At 74.9% G+C, this 25,664-nt stretch carries 19 protein-coding genes and 1 pseudogene; 5 read left to right on the top strand and 15 right to left on the bottom strand.

Annotated elements, in window-relative coordinates:
- Positions 1-183: 183 nt before the first annotated feature.
- From BM093_RS34955 to BM093_RS01860, 7 genes are all read right to left on the bottom strand, one after another.
- Positions 184-1,953 (bottom strand): HNH endonuclease signature motif containing protein, encoded by a 1,770-nt coding sequence (locus BM093_RS34955; protein WP_143105219.1) that lies wholly within the window; start codon positions 1,951-1,953, stop codon positions 184-186.
- 479 nt (positions 1,954-2,432) lie between these two features.
- Complete coding sequence (locus BM093_RS01885) at positions 2,433-3,146, bottom strand: MadR family response regulator transcription factor (RefSeq protein WP_425439091.1); 714 nt, start codon at positions 3,144-3,146, stop codon at positions 2,433-2,435.
- Positions 3,143-4,555, bottom strand: coding sequence for a MadS family sensor histidine kinase (locus tag BM093_RS01880; protein WP_093336133.1), 1,413 nt, complete (start codon positions 4,553-4,555; stop codon positions 3,143-3,145). Before BM093_RS01880 ends, BM093_RS01885 begins: the two co-directional genes overlap by 4 nt.
- Positions 4,556-4,565: 10 nt before the next feature.
- Entirely contained in the window at positions 4,566-5,858 is a 1,293-nt protein-coding gene (locus tag BM093_RS01875; RefSeq protein WP_425439090.1) for an iron-containing alcohol dehydrogenase, read from the bottom strand.
- A gap of 177 nt (positions 5,859-6,035) precedes the next feature.
- Positions 6,036-7,151, bottom strand: a complete 1,116-nt coding sequence (locus tag BM093_RS01870) for an XdhC family protein (RefSeq protein WP_093336130.1) — start codon at positions 7,149-7,151, stop codon at positions 6,036-6,038.
- Positions 7,144-8,280, bottom strand: coding sequence for a vWA domain-containing protein (locus tag BM093_RS01865; RefSeq protein WP_093336127.1), 1,137 nt, complete (start codon positions 8,278-8,280; stop codon positions 7,144-7,146). Before BM093_RS01865 ends, BM093_RS01870 begins: the two co-directional genes overlap by 8 nt.
- Before the next feature lie 32 nt (positions 8,281-8,312).
- Positions 8,313-9,242: an AAA family ATPase gene (locus BM093_RS01860; RefSeq protein ID WP_218162620.1), complete on the bottom strand. Its 930-nt coding sequence runs from the start codon at positions 9,240-9,242 to the stop codon at positions 8,313-8,315.
- A gap of 539 nt (positions 9,243-9,781) precedes the next feature.
- Between BM093_RS01860 and BM093_RS01855 the strand changes: the two genes are divergently transcribed.
- Positions 9,782-10,342: a LysM peptidoglycan-binding domain-containing protein gene (locus BM093_RS01855; RefSeq protein ID WP_093336124.1), complete on the top strand. Its 561-nt coding sequence runs from the start codon at positions 9,782-9,784 to the stop codon at positions 10,340-10,342.
- A 140-nt stretch (positions 10,343-10,482) separates the two neighbouring features.
- Here BM093_RS01855 and BM093_RS37800 read toward each other — a convergent pair.
- Positions 10,483-11,420: pseudogene (locus tag BM093_RS37800) on the bottom strand (molybdenum cofactor biosynthesis protein MoaE).
- Complete coding sequence (moaC, locus tag BM093_RS01840; protein ID WP_093336600.1) at positions 11,417-11,914, bottom strand: cyclic pyranopterin monophosphate synthase MoaC; 498 nt, start codon at positions 11,912-11,914, stop codon at positions 11,417-11,419. Before moaC ends, BM093_RS37800 begins: the two are co-directional and overlap by 4 nt.
- Before the next feature lie 440 nt (positions 11,915-12,354).
- Here moaC and BM093_RS01835 point away from each other — a divergent pair, with 440 nt between their 5' ends.
- A complete protein-coding gene (locus BM093_RS01835) occupies positions 12,355-12,957 on the top strand; it encodes a LysM peptidoglycan-binding domain-containing protein (protein ID WP_177238215.1) in 603 nt (200 codons plus the stop codon).
- Between the two features lie 71 nt (positions 12,958-13,028).
- On the opposite strand, the gene BM093_RS01830 is transcribed toward BM093_RS01835, so the two are convergent.
- Both BM093_RS01830 and BM093_RS01825 read right to left on the bottom strand, forming a co-directional pair.
- Positions 13,029-13,631 (bottom strand): nucleotidyltransferase family protein, encoded by a 603-nt coding sequence (locus BM093_RS01830; protein WP_093336114.1) that lies wholly within the window; start codon positions 13,629-13,631, stop codon positions 13,029-13,031.
- Positions 13,632-13,633: 2 nt separating this feature from the next.
- Positions 13,634-13,816 carry a hypothetical protein gene (locus BM093_RS01825; RefSeq protein ID WP_093336111.1) on the bottom strand — a complete coding sequence of 61 codons (183 nt, stop codon included), beginning with the start codon at positions 13,814-13,816 and terminating at the stop codon, positions 13,634-13,636.
- Between the two features lie 105 nt (positions 13,817-13,921).
- Here BM093_RS01825 and BM093_RS01820 point away from each other — a divergent pair, with 105 nt between their 5' ends.
- Positions 13,922-16,270 carry a helicase-associated domain-containing protein gene (locus tag BM093_RS01820; protein WP_245773232.1) on the top strand — a complete coding sequence of 783 codons (2,349 nt, stop codon included), beginning with the start codon at positions 13,922-13,924 and terminating at the stop codon, positions 16,268-16,270.
- Positions 16,271-16,286: 16 nt separating this feature from the next.
- On the opposite strand, the gene BM093_RS01815 is transcribed toward BM093_RS01820, so the two are convergent.
- From BM093_RS01815 to BM093_RS37795, 4 genes are all read right to left on the bottom strand, one after another.
- Positions 16,287-16,838 (bottom strand): GTP-binding protein, encoded by a 552-nt coding sequence (locus BM093_RS01815; protein WP_093336595.1) that lies wholly within the window; start codon positions 16,836-16,838, stop codon positions 16,287-16,289.
- A 73-nt stretch (positions 16,839-16,911) separates the two neighbouring features.
- Positions 16,912-17,577 carry a DUF742 domain-containing protein gene (locus BM093_RS01810; protein ID WP_245773231.1) on the bottom strand — a complete coding sequence of 222 codons (666 nt, stop codon included), beginning with the start codon at positions 17,575-17,577 and terminating at the stop codon, positions 16,912-16,914.
- Positions 17,578-17,682: 105 nt separating this feature from the next.
- Complete coding sequence (locus BM093_RS01805) at positions 17,683-18,111, bottom strand: roadblock/LC7 domain-containing protein (protein WP_093336104.1); 429 nt, start codon at positions 18,109-18,111, stop codon at positions 17,683-17,685.
- A complete protein-coding gene (locus tag BM093_RS37795; RefSeq protein ID WP_177238214.1) occupies positions 18,108-23,189 on the bottom strand; it encodes a sensor histidine kinase in 5,082 nt (1,693 codons plus the stop codon). The genes BM093_RS01805 and BM093_RS37795 overlap by 4 nt, the downstream gene beginning before the upstream one ends.
- A gap of 427 nt (positions 23,190-23,616) precedes the next feature.
- Between BM093_RS37795 and BM093_RS01795 the strand changes: the two genes are divergently transcribed.
- Positions 23,617-25,278: a DNA repair helicase XPB gene (locus BM093_RS01795; protein WP_093336592.1), complete on the top strand. Its 1,662-nt coding sequence runs from the start codon at positions 23,617-23,619 to the stop codon at positions 25,276-25,278.
- Between the two features lie 119 nt (positions 25,279-25,397).
- Positions 25,398-25,604 (top strand): hypothetical protein, encoded by a 207-nt coding sequence (locus BM093_RS01790; RefSeq protein WP_093336098.1) that lies wholly within the window; start codon positions 25,398-25,400, stop codon positions 25,602-25,604.
- Positions 25,605-25,664 lie beyond the last annotated feature (60 nt).

Below are 25,664 nucleotides of genomic sequence, written 5' to 3'. Positions count from 1 at the left end.
CCCAGGTGTTCTGCGGGACCGGGCGGTGCCGCGGCGCGTTCCGCGGAACCGTGCTGCCCGGGCGATGCTGCACCACCACCGCGATGCCGACCCCGGCCGGGTCGACGTCGCGTGCTGTGCCGCGTTCCGCGGAACGCGTCGGCGGCGTCGACAGCGCCGACATGACCGGTGTCGTGTCCCGGTTCAGGCGGCCACCGGTGTGGCCCGCGGCGGAATCAGGGCGTCGAGGATCGGTTCGGGGTCGAGCCGGTCGCCGTACCAGTCCGGGGTGAGGGTGTTCTGGTCGATCTCGAGTCCGGCCCGGGTGTGGAACTCGACCAGTACATCGGGGTGGCCGCCGAGCGGTTCGCCGGTGGCGGGGACCGGGGTCCCGTCGGGGCGGAGCACGTCCCAGCCACCTCCGGGACGGTGCCGGATCCGGTAGCGGTGGTCGTGGACGATCCGATGGTGGTAGCTGCACAGCAGGAGCAGGTTGTCGACATCGGTGCGGCCACCGCGCAACCAGTGCCGGATGTGGTGGGCGTGGAGGTGGCGGGTGTGGCGGCAGCCGGGGAACTGGCAGCGGCCGCCGTCGCGGACGGTCAGCGCGGCGATCTGGGCGGGACTGGCCAGGCGCCGGGAGCGTCCGAGGTAGAGCCGGTTGCCGGCGCGGTCCTCGAGGAGGGCCTGGGCACGGGCGTCGCAGGCGAGACGTTCCGCGGTCGGGGCCGGGATCTCGGGCCCGTCGACGATCCGGGCGGTGCCTGCGGTGGCGTCGAGATGCACGATGACGTGGGTGTCACCGCGGGCCACGGTGGGGCCGCCGGTCTCCTCGGGGCCGGAGGCGTCGTCGCCGTACCGGGCCAGGGCCACGAGGGCGTCACAGCGGCGGGTGCCGATCCGGTCGACGGACGGGCCCGGCTCCTGCTCGAGGATGCGCTCGTGGAGGTCGGCGGAGCGGGCGGCGTGCCGGTCCCGGGTCGGAGCGGGCGGCGGCGCGAGGCGGGCCTCGATCGCGGCGATCAGGACGGCTCCGTCCTCGGGGGTGAGGCGACCGTGCAGGACCAGCGAGCCGTCGGCGTCGTGGTACCAGCGCAGCGTGCGGCGGACCGCGATGTCGGCGGGTGGTGTGTGGTGGCGGCGTACGGCTCGGACCACGGTTTCGACATGGCTCGCGGTTCCGGAGAGTGCGAGGTCGAGCAGCACCTGTTCGGCGGTGTCGGGGTCGGCCACGGTCGGCGCGCCGGAGCGGGCGGTACCGCTGGGGGAGGCGGTGGTGGTGCCGGCGGGGGCGGGACGGGGTACGGCGGGGTTGTCGGGGTCCTGCTCAGGGTCGGTGTCCGGCCCGGTGCTGTCCGGCCCGGGGCTGCCCGGCCTGGCACCGGCCGGGCCGGTGGAGCCCGGCTCGGTGTTGCCCGGCCGGGTGGGGCCCGGCTGCGCGCTGGTGTCGGCATCACCGAGGCCGGCGCCCTCGGTGATGTCGGTGTCGGAGGGCAGGCTCGTGTCCGTGTCCGTGTCCGTGTCCGTGTCCGTGCCGGTGTCTGTGCCGGTGTCTGTGCCGGTGCCGGTGACGTCGGGTGACGTGGCGGTGGCGCCGAGGTCGGCGGTGGCGGCGATGCGGGCCAGGAGCGCGTCGTCGGACCCGGCGACGCGGGTGATCGCCCGGACCTTCGAGTACGAGATCGTGCCGGCGGCGAATGCGGCGGTGATCCGGGGCAGGTGGGTCAGGGCGTGGGCGACGCGCAGGTGTTCGCTCGCGGTGCGCACGCTCATGCCGGCCCGCCAGCTCAGCCAGTGGGCGCAGGACCGGATGCCGACGCCGGCCCAGCCGCCGCGATCGTCGAACTCGGCGAGCAGCTGCAGGAAGCGGCACTCGGCGGCGGCGATGTGGCCGGCCAGGCCGAGCAGCTCCGTTTCCAGGTCGTGCAGGTTCATGGTGGGTAGCGGTGTGGGTGAATCGGCGACGATCGGCATCGCGACACCTCCGATGGTGATCGAACTTGTGTTCGACTTCGAGCATGGCACGGGGGCCCGACAGATTCCGGGGGCGAGGGCGGCCGGGACCCGGAACGAGGAGATGCGGCTGCCGGGCCATGGTCGCCGGATCGGCCGCGTGCCGGCCACCACCTGCCCCGTTCGCGAGCTTCGGGTACGGCGGGCCACACTCGGCGCGACCGCCTGAACACGGCGGGGTGGGACGACCGGCCCCACATGCGAGGCGCGGTCGCGTTCCGCGGGACGCGGCTGCAGGGGTGCCGGTGGAGCGCCGGCATCGTGCCGACCGGTTCACGCGGCGTGCTGCTGCAGGGTGTGACGGTGGTGGCCCGGCGGGGACCTGAGGAGGGCAGATCGTCCGATGTCGTCGTCGGCTGTGGCGTTCCGCGGAACGCACGACACGGAAGGCAGAACGGCGGCGAGGTGGCGAGGTGGCGAGGTGACGAACGACCGACCGGCTACAGCAGGCCCAGCTTGGTCGCGGCATAGACCGCCTCGGCCCGCCGCGACACCATCAGCTTGCGCATGAGGTTCCCGACGTGGAACTTGACGGTCGTCTCCGAGATGAACAGCTCCGCCCCGATCGCCCGGTTGGACAGACCGCGGGCGAGCAGCCGCAGCACGTCCAGCTCGCGGTCGGTCAGCCGCTCCCGGTCCGGCATCCCACCGGACAGCGAACGGACCATCGCCGAGGCCGAACGGGCGTCGAACGCGCTCTCCCCGCGGGAGACCGCCCGGATCGCCCGGACCAGCTCGGTGGTGTCGACGTCCTTCACCACGTAACCGCGGGCCCCGGCCTGCACCGACTCGACGACCAGCCGGTCCTCGGCGAACGTCGTCAGCACCAGCACACCGATACCGGGGTGGTCGGCGCACAGCCTGCGGCACACGTCCAGGCCGTCGGTCTGCGGTCCGGACGCCAGCTTCAGGTCGAGCAGCACGACCTGCGGCCGGCCGGCCGCGACCGCGGCGAACGCCTCGGGCGCGCTGCCGGCCTCCCCGACGACGCGCAGGTCGTCCTCCCGTTCCAGCACCGCCCGCAGGCCCTGCCGCATGATCGAGTGGTCGTCGACCAGCACGATCCGGATCGGGCGGGTCACCGGACGCTCCGCGCGGACGGTCCCGCCGCCCCCGGGCCCCGGGATGCCGCCGCCCTGCAGGGATCCGCTCACGAGGTCTCCTCCTCCGGCGTCCCGAGCGGGACGTCCACCTGCACCTGCAACCCGCCGATGCGCGAGCGCCGGAACCGCAGCGTCCCGCCCATCTCCCGTGCGCGGGCGTCCATGTTCACCAGACCGCGGTGCTCGCCGGAGGGCCCCCGTGCCGAGGCGGCCCGCAGGGTCCGGCGGATCTCGTCGGGGGAGGCCCCGCCGTCGTCGGACACCGACAGGCGGATCCGGCCGGGCCGGTAGGCCAGCCGCACCACCGCCCGCGACGCCGAGGCGTGCATTGCGGAATTGAACAGCGCCTCGCCGGCGATCCGGACCAGCGACTGCTCGTGCTCGGGCGCGAGCCGGACCGGGGTGCCGCCGATCGTGACCTCGACCCGCAGCTCGTCCGGCATGTGCACGGTGGACAACCGGCGCAGCATCGACGGCAGGTCCTTGTCGCCGTGGTCGTCGTCGTTGAGCGCGTAGATCGCCGAACGCAGCTGCTCCACCGCGCGCCGGGTGAGATCCTTCGCGGTGTCCAGGTGCTCGGCCACGTTCTCGGCCGCGCCGGCGGCGATGTCCCCGCTGCCCGCCCACCCCGCGATCTCGGAACGGCACAGCTCGATGTGCATCCCGGCGGAGAGCGCGTACTGGGTGACGCTGTCGTGCAGCTCCCGGGCGATGCGGTGCCGCTCGTTGTCGAGCACCTCGCGTTGCCGTGCCGCACCGAGCTCCTGCTGCGTGGCCATCAGCTCGTTGTTGCGGGAGCGCAGGTCCGCGGCCTGGGCGGCGCTGCGGGCGTGCAGCCGTTCGGCGCGGTCGAGCAACGCGCAGTTCTGCAGGGCCGACGCCGTCTGACCGGCCAGGATCCGCAGCACCGAGTGGTCGGTGTCGTCGATCTCGCGGTCCGGCGGGGTCCAGGCCACGAAACCGCCCACCGTGCGGCCGTCGAGCCGGATCGGGACGTGCAGGTGACGCCGCTCCTGTTCGGGGGCGTGCCCACCCTCGCCGTCACCGGCCGCGAGCAGCGCGACGTGGCGCCGTACGCGCTCCGGGACCAGGCACAGGTCCGGCCACTCGACGCCGTCCGGGCCGAGGACGACGTGCCGCGGCGCGGCGTCGGGCAGCTCGCCCTCGATCAGGCCGAGGATGACCCAGTCCGCGGACAGGTGGTCGGCGACGGCGTCGGCGACCGCCCGGACCAGCGCCTCGGAGCCCTCCGTCGTGCGGACGAGGGCCGCCGAGATGCGCTCCAGCGCGAGGAAAACCCGCTTGAGCCGCTCGGCGTTGACCCGGTACTCGGGGTAGAACGACGGCTTGCCCGACCGCAGGCCGGTGAGCTGGTCGAGGTCGGGACGGCCACGGGCCCCGCCTGCGGGCGCGGCCGGTGTGGGTGTGCGGCGGTTCGGGAACCGGGCGGCAGCGGTCATCGAGCGTGCCTCACAGTGCCGCCCGGAACAGGTTCTCGATCTGCTCCACCCCTGCGGTGCGCGGGTTGGTGGTCAGACAGGCGTCGCCGAGCGTGAGGCGGGCGAGCCGCGGGACGTCGGCGTCCCGTACGCCGAGCGCGCCCAGCCCGGTCGGCACGCCGACCTCGTCGGCCAGCTTGCGGACCTCGGTCGCGACCATGTCGACGGCCTCGTCACCGGGCATGCCGGCGCGGGCGGCCAGGCCCATCGCCTGGGCGATCGGCACGAACCGGGTCGGGTCGTCCGCACCGTTGAACCGGATGACGTGCGGCAGCAGCACCCCGTTGATCAGTCCGTGCGGCAGGTCGAGCATGCCGCCGACCTGGTGGCTCATGGCGTGCGTGGCGCCCAGGATCGCGTTGGTGAATGCCAGCCCGGCCTCCAGTGCGGCCTGGGCCATCGCGGCGCGCGGCCCGTCGTCGGTGCGGCGGATCATGGTGGTCGGCAGGTTGGTGTGGACGAGTGCGACCGCGTGCAACGCGTGGGTGTCGGTCAGCGGGCCGTGCGCGAGCGACACGTAGGCCTCGATGCCGTGGGTCAGCGCGTCGAGCCCGGTGGCGGCGTTCAGCCAGTCCGGCATGGTCACCAGCAGCCGGGGGTCGATCACCGAGACGTCCGGGACCAGCGCCCGGCCCATGATCGTGATCTTGGTGAGCCGGGCCGTGTCGGTGATGATGCAGAACTGCGAGACGTCGGCACCGGTCCCCGAGGTCGACGGCACCATGACCAGCGGCGGGATCGGGTTGGAGATCCGGTCGATCCCCTCGTAGTCGCCGATCGCGCCGCCGTTCGCGGCCAGCAGTGCGACACCCTTCGCGGCGTCGATCACCGAGCCGCCGCCGACGCCGATCACGACGTCGCACCCGGAGTTCTCGTAGCGCTCGAACCCGGCCTGGATCTCGTGGTCCTTCGGGTTCGGGGTGATCTCGTTCCACAGCTGCGGGCGCAGGCCGCCCGCGCGCAGGTGCTGCAGGAGCTCGGCGGGCCAGCCGGCCTCGGTCACGCCCGGATCGGTGACGACGAACGGACGCTCGGCACCCAGGCGCAGCGCGGCGTGGGCGGTCTCGGGTAGCGAGTCCGGCCCGAAGACGATCTCGGGAGCGTGGAACTTGGACAACCGGGGCCGTTGCTCGCGCGGGCACTCCGGGGAGCGCACCGTGTAGCCGGTGCTGTCGGTGCTCTCGTTGCCCGGACGCGCCGCGCCTGCGTCGAGAACCAGGACGGTGTCCCGGTGAACGGCTCCGGACGATTCGGTGCGGACCACGCTGCCCACCTCCCGCTCCGTGGTGGTCGGTACCCGCCGATGGTCGGATCCGGTTCGGTCACGAGCGCGTCCGCCACGATACAGCGCAGACCGCCCTCGCGTGCCAGTCGTGGCGCCGGTGCCGCACCGGTGCTCCCCTGGTCGGGGCCGGTGCGGCAGCCCGGCAAGACAGGCGGGTCACGGCGCGTGGATGGGTCCCTCCCGGTCCGCCAGCGGCGTACCCGGCCCACCCCAGTGCTGGGCGATCATCTCCGCGGCGATCGAGACGGCCGTCTCCTCCGGGGTCCGGGCACCGAGGTCAAGCCCGATCGGCGAGGACATCCGGGCGATCTCGGCGTCGGTGAGGCCCTTCTCCCGCAGCCGGGCGATCCGGTCGTCGTGCGTGCGGCGCGAGCCCATGGCCCCGATGTAGCCGATCTCCGGCAGCCGCAGGGCCACCTCGAGCAGCGGGACGTCGAACTTGGGGTCGTGGGTGAGCACGCACAGCGCGGTCCGCTGGTCGAGCCGGCCGGCGTCGGCCTCGGCTTGCAGGTAGCGGTGCGGCCACTCGACGACGACCTCGTTCGCCCCGGGGAACCGGCTCGCCGTCGCGAACACCGGACGGGCGTCGCAGACCGTCACCCGGAAGCCGAGGAACGAGCCCATCCTGGCCACCGCGGCCGCGAAGTCGATCGCCCCGAACACGATCATGCGAGGCGGCGGGGCGAACGACTCGACGAACACCTGCAGCCCCTCGCCGCGGCGCTCGCCGTTGACGCCGTAGGTGAGGGTGCCGTTGCGGCCCGCGTCGAGCAGCCCGCGGACGTCGTCGCGCACGGCGTCGTCGATCCGGTCCGACCCGGTGCCGCCCTCGGTCCGGTCCGGCCAGACCAGCAGGCGCTTCCCGAGCCGCTCGCCCGGCCCGGCGACCACGGTGGCGACCGCGACCGGGTCCTCGTCGCGGATCGCCTGTGCGACCCGGCCGAGCTGCTCGTAGGACTCCGGGGTCACCTTCTCCACGAAGATGTCGAGGATCCCGCCGCAGGTCAGCCCGACGGCGAACGCGTCGTCGTCGGACACCCCGTAGCGCTGCAGCACCGGGCGGTCGTCGGCCAGCACCTGCTGGCCGAGCTCGTAGACCGCGCCCTCGACGCAGCCGCCGGAGACCGACCCGACCGCCTCACCGCCCTGCCCGACGAGCATCGACGCCCCGGGCTGACGCGGGGCCGAGCGGAAGGTGCCGACCACGGTCGCCAGCGCCGCCGCCTCGCCGTTCTTCCACCAGCCTTCCAGCTGGTCGATGACGTCACGCATTTCTGACCACCTCGAGAAGCCTCTCCAGCGTGTCCAGGCTGTGCCCGGCCAGTAGATCGTCCAAGTGCGGAAGGGCCGCGACTATTCCCCCCTGGACCGGGGCGTAGCCGTCCTTGCCCGCGTGCGGGTTCACCCACACCAGCCGGTGGGCCAGCCGGGACAGCTGCTCCACCTGGGTGCCGAGCAGCTCGGTGCCGCCGCGTTCCCAGCCGTCGGAGAACACGACGACGACGGCGCGGCGGGCGGCCCCGCGACGGCCCCACCGGTCGACGAAGGCCTGCAGGACCTCGCCGAGCCGGGTGCCGCCCGACCAGTCCGGGATCGCCTTGCCCGCGGCGCCGAGGGCGCGTTCGGGGTCGCGCTGGCGCAGCTCGCGGGTGATCCGGGTGAGCCGGGTGCCCAGGGTGAAGGCCTCGACCGTGCGGGGCGCGCGCCGCACGAACACGTGCGCGAAGCGCATCAGCGCGTCGGCGTACGGCTCCATCGAGCCGGAGACGTCGATCAGCAGGACGACCTTGCGGGGCCGGCGCGAGGTGTCCCGGCGCTTGATCGAGAAGATCTCGCCCTGGTTGCGCAGCGCCGTCCGCAGGGTGCGCTCCGGGTCGGCCTCCCCGTGCCGGTGGCGGCGCCTGCGGCGCGAGGCCCGCGTCGGGGGTTCGGGCTTGAGCAGCGTCATCAGCCGGCGCAGGTGCTCGCGCTCGGCCGGGGTCAGCTCGCCGAGGTCACGGCTGCGCAGGATCTCGGTCCCGGTGGCCGCGGCCTTGATCTGCGGGCCCTCGTCGTCGGCGTCGTCCTCGCCGGAGCCCTCGCGGCCGGGGACCAGCGCGGCCAGCTTCGGCGGGGCCGGGGGCCGCTCGTCGCGGTTGGTCGCGCGCCGGCCCTCGGGCGGTTCGAACCAGGCGGGGAAGGCGAGGTCGTAGCGGACGATGTCGTCCGGGTCCGCGCACAGCGTCAGCCGCCCCGCCCAGTACACCTGCTCCCGGTCGGTGACGTCGAGGGTGTCGACGGCTTCGAGGAACGCGGCGATCCGGTCGTTGGTCACCGGCACCCCGGCCGTGCGCAGCACCTCGGTGAACCCGACCAGGCCGGTGAGCAGCGTGTCGGTCCGGGGGTCTTCGGTACTGGTCACAGTGGTCGTCCTGGGATCCGTCCGGTCGTCGCCTACGACGCCAGCAGCGTGTCGAGCTGCTTGTGCACGCGGTCGGCGTCCTCCCGGTACTTCAGGACGGCACCGAGGGTGCGCGCGGCGGACTCGGTGTCCAGGTGCCGGGCACCGATGAGGGTGAGCGCGCGCGCCCAGTCCAGGGTCTCCGCGACCCCCGGCGGCTTGATCAGGTCGGCGTGGCGCAGCTTCTGCACCGCGCGCGCGACGGACGCGGCCAGGCGCTCCGGGACGTCGGGCAGCCTGCTGTGCAGGATCTCGATCTCCCGCTCGATCGTCGGGTGCTCGAGCCACAGGTAGAGGCAGCGGCGCTTCAGCGCGTCGTGCACCTCGCGGGTGCGGTTGGAGGTGAGCACGACGACCGGCGGCGTCGTCGCACGGACCTCGCCGATCTCGGGGATGGTCACGGCGTGCTCGGTGAGCACCTCCAGGAGGAACGCCTCGAACTCGTCGTCGGCGCGGTCGATCTCGTCGATCAGCAGCACCGAGGGGCTGGTCCGCAGCGCGCGCAGGATCGGGCGGGCGAGCAGGAAGCGCTCGTCGTAGAGGGAGGCCTCGACCGAGTCGGCGTCGAGCCCGGACCCCTCGACCCCGGCGGCGGCCTCGAGCGCGCGCAGGTGCAGCAGCTGGCGCGGGAAGTCCCAGTCGTAGAGCGCCTGCCCGGCGTCGATGCCGTCGTGGCACTGCAGGCGGATCAGCGGGGCGCCGAGCGTCTCGGCGAGCGCCTGCGCGAGCGCCGTCTTGCCGGTGCCCGGCTCGCCCTCGCAGAACAGCGGGCGGTTCATCTGCATCGCCAGGAAGGTGGCGGTGGCGAGGCCGTCGTCGGCCAGGTAGCCGGTCGTGCGCAGTGCCTTCGCCAGGTCGGCGGGGCTTCCAGTGGCCGGGAGGGCTGGCAGCGATCCCGCGCCGGCGGGTGCGGAGTCGTTCACCGAACCAGCATGCAGGACGAGCAGTCGTCCGGGCCACTGCGGCGGCCCCCCGTCCGGTGAGGTCACACGCCTCCCGGTCGGTCCCCGCGGGAGCGGGCGGGCCCCTGGACGGGCCGATGTGCTTCCGATCCAGAAATGTTCATATCCGTGTGATGGGCCCGTGATGTGACGTCCTTGACCAGCGCTTTTAAGGGTGAACTGATAATTACAGGCATGTAACAGTGATGTCGACCACCCATTCCATGTTTGACGGATTCAATTCGCGCCTTCACCTTTTTCGTCGGCCGGTCCGACCGGAGCGGCCAGCTGAATGAGCCAACATCCGGGCCCGCCGCGCCGAACGACCCCCGTCCCGCGGCAGCCCGGTCCGTCGAGGAAATCGGAACGGGACGGGGACGAGAGAGACCACTCCGCGGGCGTCATGGACGTCGCTCCCCGGTCCCGATCGACGCTCCGCGGCGAACGGCGGGCACACCTGTGTCCGGGGGACCACTGCGCGGACGTGAGACCGATCGGGACGGCGCGGTGGGAGCGAAGCAATGACTCAGGGACGCAAGGGCCGAAGTCTCCTGCGCGTGGCCGCGGCGGGCATCGTCGCGGTCGGCGCGACGGCAGCGATCGCCGGCCCCGCAAGCGCCGCCCCGGACGGTGTCTGGGACCAGCTCGCGCAGTGCGAGAGCGGCGGGGACTGGTCGATCAACACCGGTAACGGCTACCACGGCGGGCTGCAGTTCTCGCCGTCCACCTGGCGTGCCTTCGGCGGCAGCGGCTCCGCGGCCAACGCGAGCCGTTCCGAGCAGATCGCGGTGGCCGAGCGCGTGCTCGCCGCGCAGGGCTGGGGCGCCTGGCCGTCCTGCTCCAAGAAGCTGGGCATCACCGGCCACTCGGCCGACACCGGCAAGCGGGTCAAGGCGTCCGCCCCGGCGACGCAGTCGGCCCCGAAGAAGGCCTCGTCCGGCGGCGGCTACACCGTCAAGTCCGGCGACACCCTGGGCAAGATCGCCTCGGCGAACGGCACCTCGGTCGGGAAGCTGGCCTCCCTCAACGGCCTGGCCAACCCGAACGTGCTGAGCGTCGGCCAGAGCCTGAAGCTGGGCTAGGCCACTCACGCTCCATCCGGACCGCCATCCGGGTGTGCGGCACGGGGTGCGTGGTGTTCCCAGCACCCGCCCCCGGCGGACGACGGCCCGGGTCCTCCCTCTTCGTGGAGCGACCCGGGCCGTTCCGTCTCCTGCGGGGCTCAGGTCGAGTTGATCCACTCGTCGGTGCCGTCGGCGAAGCGCTGGTGCTTCCACACCGGCAGCAACCGCTTCACCTCGTCGACCAGCTCGGCGCAGGCGGCGAACGCCTGCCCGCGGTGCTCGGCGGCGACCGCGCAGGCCAGTGCGACCTCACCGATCTCGAGCGGACCGACCCGGTGACTCACCGCGAGCGCGCGGACGCCGGAGGTGTTCGCGGCGACCTGCTCGGCGACCTCGGCGACGATCCTGCCTGCGGTCGGGTGCGCGCTGTACTCCAGGCCGTGCACCGACCGGCCGCCGTCGTGGTCGCGGACCACTCCGGCGAAGGTCACGACGGCGCCGGCCGCGGCGTGCTCGACGAGGCGGGCGTGCTCGTCGACGTCGAGGGGCTCCTCGCCGACCGCGGCCCGCAGGACCAGGGCGTTCGCAGCAGCTGTCATGAGTGGTCGCCTCCGCGGAGCTGGTCGACGGCGTGGTCGAGCACGTGCTCGAGGACGCCGAGGCCGTCGGACACCCCGCCCGGCGATCCGGGCAGGTTCACGATCAGGGTCCGGCCGGCCACCCCGGCAAGGCCCCGGGACAGCACGGCCGTCGGCACCTGCGCCTCCCCGGCCCGCCGGATCGCGTCGGCCAGCCCCGGGACCTCGTGGTCGAGGACCGCGCGGGTCACCTCGGGGGTCGCGTCGGTGGGGGAGATCCCCGTCCCGCCGGTGGTGACGACGACGTCGACGCCGTCCGCGACGGCGTCCCGCAGCGCCCGGCCGACCGGCTCGCCGTCGCCGACGACGACCGGGTCGGGCGTGGTGTAGCCGCGCTCGCGCAGCCAGCCGGTGATGATCGGTCCGCCACGGTCGGCGTAGACGCCGGCGGCGGCGCGGTTGGACGCGGTGACGACCCGGGCGCTGCGTGGGCGGCCGGTGCCGGGCGCGGTGCTCACGGCCGGTCCCCGGGGCGCGTCCAGTGCCCGGTCTTCCCGCCGTCCTTGCTCTCCACCCGCACGGCGTCGAGCACGGCGGCCGGGTCGACGGCCTTGATCATGTCGTGCAGGGTGAGGCCCGCGACGGTGACCGCGGTCAGCGCCTCCATCTCCACGCCCGTGCGGTCGGTGGTCCGCACCTCGGCCCGGATCGTGACGTGGCCGGTGTCGCCCTCGGTGCCCGGGGCGAGGTCGACGGTGACGCCGCTGATCGCGATCGGGTGGCACAGCGGGACCAGGTCGGGGGTGCGCTTGGCCCCCATGATCCCGGCGATCCGGGCCGTCGCCAGCGCGTCGCCCTTGGGCAGCCCGTCGGACTCCAGCAGGCGCACCACCTCGGCGGTGGTGTGCAGGACGCCGGTCGCCACGGCGGCCCGGCGGCCGGGCTGCTTCTCCGAGACGTCCACCATGCGGGCGGCCCCGCTCTCGTCGACGTGGCTGAGCTCGGTACTCACACCCACGAGCCTATACGGCCGGGTCGACCCCGCCGGGTGGGTCCGGGGAGGGGCGCAGGGTCACCGGTTGCTGTGATCTGTATCACGTTCATGAAATCACACACGCTGTTTCCACGAACGTATTCGCTTCGTGATCGGGGCTAATGACCTGCACGAACGGTTTACTCGATCTTGATGTGCGCGATCCGGGTGACGCGGCGTCGTGTCGGCGTGGACTTCCGCACCGGCCCGGGGTGTCCTATCTTCGTCCGCGGCCCGGCCGACTCCCCCATTGCGGACGGGCTCCGGTGACGCAGCGCTCCCTGTCCGGCGCTCACCGGCCCCCGAGGTAACTGTGGGACAGGGCCGACCGCAACGGCGATCGGTGGTCACTCCCCGGCCACCGGACGCGCGCCCACTCCCCGGGTGCAGGTCGGGACGCGCCACGCGGGAGACCACCCATGGCCCGATACCGCGGCAAGCACCGCAAACCCAGCACGACCGGGCGCACGATCGCCCGGACCGCCGTCGCCGGCGCCATGCTCGGCGCGCCGATGCTGACGATCGTCCCGGCCGCGAACGCCGCCAGCGACTCCACCTGGGACGAGCTGGCCCAGTGCGAGAGCACCGGCAACTGGGCGGCCAACACCGGCAACGGCTACTACGGCGGGCTGCAGTTCAGCCCGAGCACCTGGAAGGCGTTCGGCGGCGGCGAGTACGCCTCCTCCGCGCACCAGGCGAGCCGGTCCGAGCAGATCGCGGTCGCCGAGAACGTGCTGGCCCAGCAGGGCTGGGGCGCCTGGCCGTCCTGCTCGAAGAAGACCGGCGCCTCCGGCTCGTCCACCCCGCGCACGCCCGAGCGCGACACCGGCAGCCAGGCCCCCGAGCGCGTGCGGCTGAGCGCCCCGGCGTCGTCCGCCTCGACCTACACGGTCAAGTCCGGCGACACCCTGGGCAAGATCGCCTCCGCGCACGGCGCCGGCCACTGGAAGAACCTGCTCGCCAAGAACCCGGGCCTCGGCGCCGGGCAGATGATCCACCCCGGGCAGGTCATCAACGTCTGACCCGGTCGTACGGGCTCCCGCACGCGTGTGCCCCGGTCCCTCCCGCGGAGGGGCCGGGGCACACGTGCGGTTCAGGCCCCCGCGAGCCTGCGCAGCTGGGCGGGGGTGTCGACGTCGTCGGGCACGGCGACGTCCCCGCACTCGACGAGCTCGACGTCCGACCGGCCGGCGAGGTACCCGCGGGCGCCGGCGTCACCGGTGGAGCTGCCCGAGACGCCGGACCAGTGGTCCCGCCCGATCAGCACCGGATGGCCGGGGGCGCCGTCGTAGGCGGCCCGCCGCAGCGACGAGTGCCGGGCACCGTCGGCGACCCGGGCGATGGCCTCCGGGCCGACGCCCGGCAGGTCCACCAGGTGCACCAGGGCCGCCCCCGTCCCGGGCAGGTGGGCCAGCGCGCCCAGGCCACGGCGCAGGGACGCACCCATGCCCTCGTCCCAGTCCTCGGCGACGACCACGCCGACGTCGCTGCCGCTGGTGCCCAGCCCGGCGCTGCGCAGCACGTCGGTCACGTCGTCGGCGCGGGCGCCGACGACCACCGTGACGGGCCCGCAGCCGCCGGCCTGGAGTGCCTTCACCGCCCGCACGGCGAGCGGCTCGCCGTGCAGCTGCACCAGCGCCTTGGGGGTACCCATCCGGCGCCCGGCGCCGCCGGCGAGGAGCAGACCGGCGACCACGGTCAGCGGTTGATCTCGGTGACCGGGTGCTCGTACGGCACGCTGTCGACCGGGAACTCGGTGTCCCCGAAGGGCGACATGCTGCCCTGCACGGTGCCCGTGAGCTCGGTGACCGCGTGCTCGCCGTCCGGCAGATGCGGCCAGGTGGGGTCGATCCGGTCGGAATTGGCGGGCTTGGAAGCCATCGAATCTCCTCCAGGGTGACGTCCGGGGTGTCCTGGTGTCCATTATCGCCGACGTCCGGTGGTCCTGTCCGCCCCGGTACGGATCCGCCGACTACCCTGGTCGCGGTGCAGACGTCCCTGGTCGAGTGGCTGCGCGAGCAGGACGACGGGTTCCTCGCCGCGCTGCTCCGTACACGCCCGGACCTCGCCGTCCCCCCGCCCGCGGATCTCACGGTGCTGGCCACCCGGGCCTCCATCCGCGCGTCCGTCCAGCGGGCCTGCGAGGAGCTCGGCACGCTCGCGCTGACCGTGCTGGAGGCACTGGTGCTGGCGGGTGCGGACCGTGCGCCGGTGGACGGCACGGTCGACGACGACGGCCCGCGCTGGTGGCTCGGACCGGACGTCGACGCCGCGACCTTCGCCGAGGGCCTCGCCCCGCTGCGCGCCCGCGCGCTGGCCTGGGGCCCGGACGAGGCGATCGCGGCGATCCCGGCGGCCGTGGAGGCCGTGGGGCCGTGGCCGGGCGGTCTGGGCGGCCCGGCGTCCGGCATCGCGGCGACCCGGGACCTCGACACCTTGCTGGCCGGCGTCACCGACGGCGAGCGCCGGGTGCTCGACGTCCTCGCCCAGGGCCCGCCCATCGGACGCTCGAGCAACGGCGGCGGCAGCTCCGGCCCGGTGGCCTCGCTGGTCGCGAAGGGGCTGCTGCTGCGCCGTGACCCGCAGACCGTCGAGCTGCCCCGGCAGGTCGGGATCGCGCTGCGCGGGGACCGCCCGATGGGCCGGCTCGACATCACGCGCCCGGACGTCCCGATGCGCGAGCGCGACCAGGCCGGGGTGGACGGCACCGGCGCGGGCGCGGCCCTGGAGTTCCTGCGCCGGGTCGACCTCGTGCTGGAGTTCCTGGGCACCGAGACCCCCGGCGTGCTCCGCACCGGCGGGTTCGGGGTGCGGGAGCTGAGGCGTGTGGCGAAGGCGGCCGGGGTCGACGAGGCCACCGCCGCGCTGATCCTGGAGGTGCTGCACGCCGCGGACCTGGTCGGCCAGGACGACTCGATGACGCCGGAGTGGATGCCCACGACGAACTCCGACGTCTGGGCCACGGCCCCGGAGGAGTCGCGCTGGGCGGTGCTGGCCCGCAGCTGGCTGGAGATGGAGCGGATGCCCGGCCTCGTCGGTGCCCGCGACGCCACCGACAAGCCGATCACCGCGCTGTCCGACGGGCCGCGCAGCCTGACCGCGCCGCGGGACCGGTACCGGGTGCTGCAGACCCTCGCCGACCTCCCCGCGGGCACCGCGATCGGCTCGGCCGAGGACCTGGCGCGGGTGCTGGCGTGGGCCGCGCCGCGCCGGGGCGGGCGGCTGCGGGACGAGACGGTGGCCTGGAACGTCGCGGAGGCGACCACGATCGGCGTCGTGGCCCTGGACGCGATCACCACGGCCGGGCGGGTGCTGCTCGACCCGGTGACCCGCGACGCCCGCCACCCGACCGAGGCGGCGGCCGCGCTGCACGCGGCCCTCCCGACCCCGGTCGAGGAGATCCTGCTGCAGGCCGACCTCACCGCCGTCGCACCCGGGCGGCTCGCCGTGGACCTCGCGCAGGAGCTGGCGGTGCTGGCCGACGTCGAGTCCGCGGGCGGCGCGACGGTCTACCGGTTCACCGAGCGGAGCCTGCGCCGCGCGCTGGACGCCGGCCGCACCGCCGAGGACATCCGCGCCTTCCTCGAGGCCCGTTCCCGCACCCCCGTCCCGCAGACCCTGACCTACCTGGTCGACGACGTCGCCCGCCGGCACGGACGGCTCCGCGGCGGGGCGGTCGCCAGCTTCGTGCGCTCCGACGACGAGGTGCTGCTCTCCGAGGTGCTGGCCCACCCCGGCGCCGGGGAGCTGGGGCTGCGCCGGATCGCGCCCACGGTCGTGGTGAGCGCGGTGCCGCTGGCCGAGGTGCTGGACGGGCTGCGCGCCGCCGGGTTCAGCCCGGCCGCGGAGGACGCGGCGGGCGCCGTGGTCGAGCTCGGCGGGAAGGGCAGGCGGACCGAGGTGCGCCGGCGCGGACGGCGGGGGGCCGGCTACGCCGCCCGCGAGACCGTGTCCCCCGTGGCCGTCGCGGGCAACGGGGCCGAGGGCGGTGGGGCGAACGGTGCCGACGGGCAGCCCGACCGGACCGACGAGCTGGTGGAGCGGCTGCGGGCCGGGGACGCCCTGGCCGGTGTGCGGCACAGCGTGGCCGGGTCCCGGGAACCGACGGGGGCCACCGGCAACCTCGCGTCGCTGCAGGCGGCGGCGCGGGAGGGCCGCACGGTCTGGATCGGTTACGTCGACGCCCACGGCGTCGCCGGGGACCGCGTACTGGCCCCCACCTCGGTGGGGGGCGGGGTCGTCGAGGGCCGGGACGCGTTCGACGGCGAGCTCCGCCGGATCCAGCTGCACCGGATCACGTCGATCGCGCCGGTGGACATGCGCGAGTCCGGCTGACCGGCGGAGCCGGGGCTCAGCGGGCGCCGGCGGCCATCCGCTGGTGCATGGCGTGCTGGACCAGCGCGATCAGCGTCTCCTTGGTCGACTGCCGCTGACGGGCGTCGCACACCACCATCGGGATCGCCGGGTCGATCGACATCGCCTCGCGGACGTCCTCCAGGCCGTGCTGCAGGTGCCCGTCGAAGGCGTTGACGCCCACCACGTAGGGCAGACCGCGGTCCTCGAAGAAGTCGATCGCGGCGAACGAGTCGGCCAGCCGCCGGGTGTCCACCAGCACGACGGCACCGATCGCGCCGCGCACCAGGTCGTCCCACATGAACCAGAACCGCTGCTGGCCGGGCGTGCCGAACAGGTAGAGCACCAGGTCGGAGTCCAGCGAGACGCGGCCGAAGTCCATCGCGACCGTCGTCGAACGCTTGTGGGGCGTGGCCGTGAGGTCGTCGTGCGACGAGCTCGCCTCGGTCATCACCGCCTCGGTGGTCAGCGGCATGATCTCCGAGACCGACCCGACGAACGTGGTCTTGCCGACGCCGAAGCCACCGGCCACCACGATCTTGGCGGACATCGTCGCGGTACGGGCAGGCCCGGCGGGCCCGGCCGGACCGGCCGGGCCGCTCATGGGCTGGGGCGGCTGTGGCCTAGAGCCGACGGAGTCCACTCAACACCCTTTCCATCAGTGCGAGATCCGGCACGTCACCGGGGGTGCTCGCGGTCTGGTGAACGGTCACCGTGCCGCTCGAGGCCATGTCCCCGAGCAGCACCCGGGCCACGCCCAGGGGGAGCGACAGCAACGCCGCGACCTCGGCCACCGAGCGGGTCTGCTCGAGCAGGAGGTCGGCGACGGAGCGGTGCTCCATCGGCAGCCGTTCCAGCTGGCTACGGGCCCGGTTGCTGACCGAGACGAGGGTCTCGACCGCCAGCTCGTAGCCCGACTTGGTCCGGCCGCGCGTCCACGCGTAGGGACGCACGAAGGCGGCCCCACCACCGGTGGCCGGAGGGGGCGGCGCCGCTGCCGCCGGGGGTTCGACGGGAGCGGGCTGCTGCGCGGCGTCCCGCTCGGACGGTGTGAGCGGCATGCCGTACGCCGCCGATCCGCTGATCGGACCGGTCACCTCGGCCGGCGCGGGCGGGGGTGCCGGTGACGGCTGCCGATCGGCCGCCGGATCGGGCGGGGTCGGCTCGTCCTCGGGCCGGGAGCGCCCCCACCGGCGCTTCTTCGGCTTGCGCTTGGAGTCCAGGCTGAAACCGTTCATGACGTCGGCGAAGGTCGGCTCGGGGCCCGCGTCGCCCGGGTCCTGGGTCATCGGATCTCACCCGCTCTGGTCGATCCTCGGATGGGGTGCATGACGGTATCGGCTGCGGCAACCGGCGCGGTGTGTTCGCCGCCGGTGGTGTTCCGCACGCCCGGATCAGGGCCCGAACGAGCCCTGGAGCTCGGCGCGCAGCTCGGGGGTGAGCAGCTGGCCGACCCGGTCGACGAGCAGCGTCATCTCGTAACCGACCAGGCCGATGTCGCAGCTCGGCGAGGCGAGCACGGCCAGGCAGGACCCGTCGCTGATGGACATCAGCAGCACGATCCCACGGTCCATCTCGACGACGGTCTGGACCACGCCGCCGGCGTCGAAGCAGCGTGCCGCGCCCTGGGTCAGGCTGACGAGGCCGGACGCGACCGCGGCCAGCTGGTCGGCGCGGTCCCGCGGGAGGCGGTCCGACGAGGTCAGCAGCAACCCGTCGGCCGACACCACGATCGCGTGCGCGACGCCCGGGACGCGCTCGGCGAAGTTGGTGACCAGCCAGCCGAAACGGCTCTGGCTCGGCTGTGCCTGCGGTGCCCTCACTGGTTCTCCTCCGGGTCGGACTGGTTCGAACGGTCGGCGGACGGCTCGGGGACGCCGTCCGCGGTGGTACGGGAGGTGCGCTGCCTGCCGGCGGCGCTCTCCCGGCCCTGCCGCACGCCCTGCTGGTAGCTGGCGAGCCGGCCGCGCACGGTCTCGGCGTCGCGTGGCTCCCCGGACGGCGACGGGCTGAGCACGGTGGATCCTGCCGCACTGCCCGGGAGCAGCCGCGCCCGCGGGCGCCGCTTGGGCAGTCCGGCCGATGTCAACTCGTCCGGACGGTCGCCACCGGCCTCCTCGCCGACGGCCTCGCGGGCCTGCCGCCACACGTCGTCGGCGGGCGAGGTGAAGTCCTGGTCCTGCCCGGTGCCGGTCGCCACCGCGGAGCCGGTCGGCGAGGCCGCCTGCCCGGCCGGGGCCCCGGCCTGGGCGGGTCCGCCGTCCTGCCAGCGGACCGGCACCGAGCGGTTCGACCGGAACCAGGCCGACGCGATGTCGTCGAAGATCGGCGTCGTCTGGCCCATGTCGAACTCGGGGTTGCCGCGGGCCGACTCCACCCCACCGGGGCGGCGCAGCTGACCGCGGTCCCCCTCGACCGGGACCTTCGGGGCGAACAGCTCGTCCTGGCCCTGGTTACCGGGCGCACCGGCGCCGGGGACACCGGCCCGGGCGGGACCGCCCGCGGCCCCGCGGGGCGGCACCTGCCGCTTGGGCAGCGGAGCCGGTCCGCCGGTCGGGACCGGGGTCCCGTTCGGGCCGGGTGCCTGCGTGCCGGGTGCCTGCGTGCCGGGTGCCTGTGTGCCGGGTGCCTGCGGGGCGGCCGGCGCCTGCCCGCCGGGGATCCGCCGGGGCAGGCCGGAGTCCGGGCGGTCGGTGTCCCGGCGCTCGGTGGTCCGGCGCTGGGTGTCCCGGTGGTCGGTGTCCGGGCGGTCGTCCGCGGGCGTGGACGGCCCGCGCACCGGTCCGCGGCCGCCCGGCATCACCGGACGCCGGCCGGGGCTCGGCCGGCCGCCGTTCGTGCGCGACGCCGGCGGCCCGCCCATCGGCTCGCGGCCGGTGGGCCGGACCGTGGGGAAGGCGGCGGTCGCCGTGTCGTCGGTGTCGCCGTCCGTGCCGTCGCGCGGTGTGTCCGGGGCGGTCGTGCCGAGCCGGTCGCCGGTCTCGGCCGCGGTGCGGGGCTCGGCTGCGGTGCCGGCCTCGGGCGCGGTCTCGCGGCCGGTGCCGGTGGCTGTGTGGCCGGTGCCGGTGTGGCTGGTGCGGTCGGCGCCCGCCCCGACGGTGCTGATCCCACCGGTCTCTCCGGTGGCACCGGCTTCCCCGTTCGCCCCGGCCGGCTCGGCGCTCCCGGCCCCGGTGGGCTGCTCCGCACCATCGGTCCGGGTCGTGCCGGGCCGGGTGGCCGAGGTCGCCGCAGCGCCGCCCCGGTCCGCGTCGGCACCGGCGGTCTGGGCGCCGGTTGTGCCGGCACCGGTTGTGTCGGTACGAGCCGTGTCGGTGCCGGTTGTGTCGCTCGCGGCGGTGCCGGTCGAGGACACGCCGGTCGAGGGCGTGCTGGTCGACGAGGTGCCGGTCGCGTCCGTGCCGGTGCGGGTGGCCGGGGTCTGCTCCGTGTCGCCCCGGCTCGTGACGGCACCGGCCGCGGCGGCTCCGGCGAGGGCGGCCGCCCCCGCGGCCGCGGCCGTGCCGGCGCCGCTCGTCGTGGTACCGGCCTCGTCCGCGGTCGTCCCGGTGGGTGCTGCGGTCCCGGTCGCGGAGCTGTCCGGGGTGCCTGCACCGGGGCGGTCCCCGGCGGTGGCGGGGCGGTCGGGGGCCTCGCTCGAGCCCGAGCCCGTGCCCGTGCCCGGGTGATCGTCCGGCGTCGCACCGGTCGACACGGCACCGGTCGTCCCGGCGTCGGCCGGCGCGCTACCGGCGCTCGCGGCGGTCTCGGCGGTCTCGGGGGCGGCGGTGGTCCCGGCGGCGTCGCCGGCCGCAGCGGTCTCGATGCCGGCGCCGAACGCGGTCGACCGACCGGACCCGGCGGCCGGCACGGCCCCGGTCCCGGAGCCTGCTCCGGCCCGGGTGCCTGCGGCGGACCCGTTGGTCGTAGCGGAGTCCGGGGTCCGCGCATCGGCGAACGACCGCCGCGGAGCCCCGGGGGCGTCGGTGTCGGCGGCGGCGTCCGCGTCGGTCCGGGACCGGGCAGCCGGGTCCGTGCCGGACTCCCGGTCGGCACGGCCCGCGCCGGGCCCGCCTGCCGTGTCGCCGCCTGCCGTGTCACCGCCTGCTGTGTCGCCGGCTGCCGTGTCTCCGCCTGCCGTGGTGTCGCGGTCCGCCGTGGTGTCGTCGACCGCGGCATCGATGACGACGGTGTCGTCCAGCTCGCGGTCGGCGGGCGGGGCCTGGCGTCCGGTACCGGCCTCCGGGGCCGTCCCGGGGTCGGTGGACGCGGCGGCGGCCGCTCCGGCCGCGGCTGCGCCGGCGAGCCCCAGCGCGGCAGCGGCTCCGGCGCCGGCGGTCCCGGAGCGGGGGTCGGTCGCGGGACCGGTGTCGGTGTCCTCGGCGGCGGGCTCGTCGGAGCCGTCGCCCGCGGGAGCGGACGACCCGGGCGGGGCCCGGAACGCGTCCGGCCCCTCCGGCGGGCCGCCGGCGGCCGGGGCGTCGGTGCCGGTGTCGGCCGGTCCGCTCCCGGTGCCGGCCGCGGCCGAGCCGCTCTCCTCCGGCGGGGTGAAGACGTCGGCCGGGGTACGGCCGTCCGGGGTCTCCCCGTCGCGGGACGGCGCGAACGCCTGCAGGCCGTGCGGGGCGACTCCGTTCGCCGACGCTTCCTGTCCGTCCGGCGCATCGCCGGCGGCGTTCCGGCGGAGCGACGAGCCGGGCTTGCGGGTCGGCAGTGCCGCCGAGGAACCGTTGCGCGCACCACCGGTGACGGTCGTGCCGGTCTCGAACGTGGGCGTCAGCGGGCCGTCGGAGCCGGCCACCAGCGACGGCAGCGAGCTGCGGTCGGCGCCGTTCGTCGCTGCCGGGGCGGGTGCACCGCCGTGCGCCGCCGCGGGCGCCTCGGGGCCGGCCGGACCGCTCGGGGCGCCGGGCCGGCGCTGCGGGAGCCCGGCCTGGCCCCGGGGCGGACCGGCGGGACCGCCGCCGTCGCGGCGCTGCTCGGGCAGCTGGGCGGACGGGACGAGCTCCACGGGAACGGTCACCGAGGCGTTCAGCCCGCCGGTGCCGCCGCCACCCACCGCGGACGCCAGCCGGACGCCGACCCGGTGCCGGGCGGCCAGTCGGCCGACCACGAACAGGCCCATGCGCCGCGATGCGGACACGTCGACCTCGGCCGGGCCGGCGAGCCGCTGGTTGGCGTCGACCAGCTCGGTGTCGGTCATGCCGACACCGCGGTCGGAGATCTCGATGAGCAGCGACTCGTCGGCGGTCCGGGTCGTCGACATGACGACCTGCGAGTCCGGCGGCGAGAAGTTGGTCGCGTTGTCCAGCAGCTCGGCCAGCAGGTGGACGAGGTCGTTCGCGGCCCGGCCGGCGATCGTCGCCGTCGGCGGGGTCTGCACGACCACCCGCTGGTACTGCTCGACCTCGGACACCGCGGCCCGGAGCACGTCGACGACCTGCACCGGCGCCACGTTCCGCTTGGCGAGGTCGGTACCGGCGAGGACCAGCAGGTTCTCGCTGTTGCGCCGCATACGGGTCGCGAGGTGGTCCAGCTGGAACAGGTTGGACAGCTGGTCCGGGTCCTGCTCGTTGCTCTCCAGCTGCTCGATCAGCTGCAGCTGGCGCTCGACCAGGGCCTGGGAGCGCCGGGAGAGGTTGACGAACATGCTGTTGACGTTCTGCTGCAGCGCGGCCTGGTCGGCCGCCAGGCGGATCGCCTGGCCGTGCACGGCGTCGAACGCCCGGGCCACCTCGCCGATCTCGTCGCGGCTGTCCAGCGGCACCGGTTCGACCAGCGCGTTGGGCGCCTCACCGGACCGCATCGACTGCACGGCCGCGGGCAGCTTGCGCTCCGCGACCTCCAGCGCCGAGCTGCGCAGCAGGCGCAGCGAGCGGACCATCTGCCGGCCCAGCAGCAGGATGATGCCGCCGGTGAGCAGCAGCGTCAGCATCAGCAGCACCGAGTTCAGGCCCGCGGTGTTGCCCGCCTCCTCGGCGGCCGCGGCCCGGCCGTCGGTGAACGCCTGCTCGGCGGCCTGCGTCGACTGCTCCACGGCCTGCGCCGAGCGGTCGACGGCGCCGTTCCAAGCCGCCGGGTCGACCGGTGGCGCCCCGCCGCCCGCGGCCAGCGCCTGGTCCCGCAGGGCGTTGCGCTCGGCGTCCGCCGCCGGGGCGGCGAGGTCGCCGAAGGCCTCGGTCTGCTCCGGGGTCAGTGACGACCGGAAGTCGCCCGCAGCGGCCTGGAAGGCCGCCTCGGCGCCGGTCACCTGCGCGCGCTGGGCCTCGTCCAGCCGACCGGCGGCGATCGCCCCGTTGAGCACGGTGCGCTGGAGCTCGAGCGCCTCCTGGGCGTTGGCGCCGGCCCCGAGCGCGGAGGTCAGACCCGCGGTGTCGGCGGTCTGCAGCCGCCCGACCAGCGCACGGTCCAGGCCGAGCGTGCGCTCGACGACGGTGGTGTAGCGGGAGGTCACGTCCGTGACCGGGGCCGGGCCGTCGGACTGCGCCCGGATCGCCGGCAGCTCACCCAGCGTCGTCTCCGCCTGCCGGCGGGCGTTCGCGAGCTCCGGCGCCTGCTCCTCGGCCGCGTCGAGCTGCGCGGTGGTGTCCCGCAGCGCGGTGTCGGTCTCCGCCTGCGCGCGGTCGACGGCCGCCCGGTCGCCGGAGCGGTTGCCCCCGACGAAGGTGACGGTGGCGTTCCGCTCGGCCTGCAGCGCGCCGGTCAACGCCCCGATCTGGCGGTGGACGTCGACGAGGCTGCTGCCCCGCCCGAGCTCCTCGGCGACGTTGGCCTGGTCGACGACCCGCAGGGCGCCGATGCTCAGGGCAAGGACCGTCGGCACGAGACCGACGACCGCCAGCTTGGCGACCAGGCTCCAGTTCCGCGGGTCGAGTCGCTCCGAGAGGGTGCTCGGGCGTTCCGTGCTGGTCACGGTGGTCACGGCGAGGTCTCCCTGTCGGTCTCCGGTCCGGGCACGGGCGGCACGGCGGGCCCAGCAGGCACGGTCGCTCCCGGGTGTTCCCGGCGGGCGGCGGGCGGTCGGCCCGGCCGTGTGGCGTCGAGGAGGGGGAGCATCAGCTGGTCCGGTGCGCCTTTCGGGGTCACGACGGACCCGTTCGACCACTCCGCGCCGACACGGGGCGACGGTTGCCGCATCCCGGGGGAGCCGGGCGGATATGATCGTGCTGGGTCCCGTCTGTGCGTGACGGACGGCTCAGGAGTCTAGCCCCCGGAACGGGCATGTCCCGAGTGGCGTAGCGGCCCTCACGTCGCAGTCACGTGACGTGACGCACCTCGACCGCTCGTCTCCGTCCATCGTCCGGCGGACCCGTCCGGCACAGCTCACCGGCGTCGAAGGGATTCGTTCCGTGACCGACGGTCCTCTGATCGTGCAATCCGACAAGACCCTTCTGCTGGAGGTCGACCATCCCGACGCCGCGCAGGCGCGCGCCGGGATCGCCCCGTTCGCCGAGCTCGAGCGCGCGCCCGAGCACGTCCACACCTACCGGGTGACGCCGCTGGCGCTGTGGAACGCGCGTGCCGCGGGGCACGACGCGGAGCAGGTCGTCGACGCGCTCGTGCGCTGGTCCCGCTATCCCGTGCCGCAGCCCCTGCTCGTCGACGTCGTCGACACCATGGGCCGCTACGGACGGCTGCAGCTGTCCAACCATCCCGCGCACGGGCTCGTGCTCACCGCGGTGGACCGCGCGGTGCTCGAGGAGGTCCTGCGGCAGAAGAAGATCACGCCCATGCTCGGGGCGCGGATCGACGACGACACCGTCATCGTCCACCCGTCCGAGCGCGGAAGGCTCAAGCAGGCACTGCTCAAGGTCGGCTGGCCGGCCGAGGATCTCGCCGGCTACGTCGACGGCGAGGCGCACCCGATCGAGCTCGAGCAGGACGGCTGGTCGCTGCGGGACTACCAGCAGCAGGCCGTCGACGGGTTCTGGGAGGGCGGTTCGGGCGTCGTCGTGCTGCCCTGCGGCGCCGGGAAGACGCTCGTCGGCGCCGCCGCGATGGCCCGCGCCGGGGCCACCACGCTGATCCTGGTGACCAACACCGTCTCCGCGCACCAGTGGAAGCGCGAGCTGATCGCCCGCACGTCGCTGACCGAGGACGAGATCGGCGAGTACTCGGGCGAGCGCAAGGAGATCCGCCCGGTCACGATCGCGACCTACCAGGTCGTCACCCGCCGGACCAAGGGCGAGTACAAGCACCTGGAGCTGTTCGACTCCCGGGACTGGGGCCTGGTCATCTACGACGAGGTCCACCTGCTGCCCGCGCCGGTGTTCCGGATGACCGCGGACCTGCAGTCCCGGCGCCGGCTCGGCCTGACCGCGACCCTGGTCCGCGAGGACGGCCGCGAGGGCGACGTGTTCTCGCTGATCGGCCCGAAGCGCTTCGACGCCCCGTGGCGCGACATCGAGGCCCAGGGCTGGATCGCACCGGCCGAGTGCGTCGAGGTCCGGGTGACCCTGACCGACGGCGAGCGGATGACCTACGCGACGGCGGAGTCCGAGGAGCGCTACCGGGCGGCGGCGACGGCCCGCACCAAGCTGAACGTGGTCCGCGCGATCCTGGACCGGCACGCGGGTGAGCAGACCCTGGTGATCGGCGCCTACCTGGAGCAGCTCGAGGAGCTGGGGGAGAAGCTCGACGCCCCGGTCGTGCAGGGCTCCACCCGCAACAAGGAGCGGGAGAAGCTGTTCGAGGCCTTCCGCAACGGCGAGATCGACCGGCTGGTCGTGTCGAAGGTCGCGAACTTCTCCGTCGACCTGCCCGAGGCGACGGTCGCGGTGCAGGTCAGCGGCACGTTCGGGTCCCGCCAGGAGGAGGCCCAGCGGCTCGGGCGGCTGCTGCGGCCCAAGTCCGACGGGCGGCAGGCGCACTTCTACTCGGTCGTCTCGCGCGACACCGTCGACACCGACTACGCGGCGCACCGGCAGCGGTTCCTCGCCGAGCAGGGCTACGCCTACCGGATCGTCGACGCCGACGACCTGCTCGGCCCGGCGCTGCCCGACGCCGGGTGAGCGGCCGGGCCCGCCGGCGGCCGGCCGGTGTGCCGGTCACCTGATCCGGGCTCCGGCCCCGCACGGCACCGGTTCGGCGGGCACACTGGACGCCGTTGACGCCGCCCGGGGAGGGACGCATGACGACCGCCGCGTGGGTCCTCGTCGCCGTGGTCGTGTGGGTGCTGCTCGGCCTGGCCGTGGCCCTCGTCCTGGGCCGGGTGGTGCGGATGCGGGACCGGCAGGTCCCAGGCCGGCAGGCCCGGGCGGACGGTGACTCCGAGCCGGGGGCCCAACAGGGCCAGGACACCGGGGAACCCCCGGTGCGCCGACCGCGCCGGCCGTGATCGACCCCTGACCCCGGCCCCGGGCGGGTTCGGGGTCGCTCTCCGGGCCGATCCCGAGGT

It is taken from the genome of Pseudonocardia ammonioxydans (genome assembly GCF_900115005.1).
GTDB classification, from domain to species: Bacteria; Actinomycetota; Actinomycetes; order Mycobacteriales; family Pseudonocardiaceae; genus Pseudonocardia; species Pseudonocardia ammonioxydans.
This window is presented reverse-complemented; position numbering and strand designations above follow the sequence as displayed.

Excerpts from the sequence above, each read along its gene's own strand:
- BM093_RS34955 (WP_143105219.1), bottom strand. The coding sequence starts at position 1,953 with ATGCCGATCGTCGCCGATTCACCCACACCGCTACCCACCATGAACCTG.
- BM093_RS01880 (WP_093336133.1), bottom strand. The coding sequence starts at position 4,555 with ATGACCGCTGCCGCCCGGTTCCCGAACCGCCGCACACCCACACCGGCC.
- BM093_RS01870 (WP_093336130.1), bottom strand. The coding sequence starts at position 7,151 with ATGCGTGACGTCATCGACCAGCTGGAAGGCTGGTGGAAGAACGGCGAG.
- BM093_RS01855 (WP_093336124.1), top strand. The coding sequence starts at position 9,782 with ATGACTCAGGGACGCAAGGGCCGAAGTCTCCTGCGCGTGGCCGCGGCG.
- BM093_RS01835 (WP_177238215.1), top strand. The coding sequence starts at position 12,355 with ATGGCCCGATACCGCGGCAAGCACCGCAAACCCAGCACGACCGGGCGC.
- BM093_RS01825 (WP_093336111.1), bottom strand. The coding sequence starts at position 13,816 with ATGGCTTCCAAGCCCGCCAATTCCGACCGGATCGACCCCACCTGGCCG.
- BM093_RS01815 (WP_093336595.1), bottom strand. The coding sequence starts at position 16,838 with ATGTCCGCCAAGATCGTGGTGGCCGGTGGCTTCGGCGTCGGCAAGACC.
- BM093_RS01810 (WP_245773231.1), bottom strand. The coding sequence starts at position 17,577 with ATGACCCAGGACCCGGGCGACGCGGGCCCCGAGCCGACCTTCGCCGAC.
- BM093_RS01790 (WP_093336098.1), top strand. The coding sequence starts at position 25,398 with ATGACGACCGCCGCGTGGGTCCTCGTCGCCGTGGTCGTGTGGGTGCTG.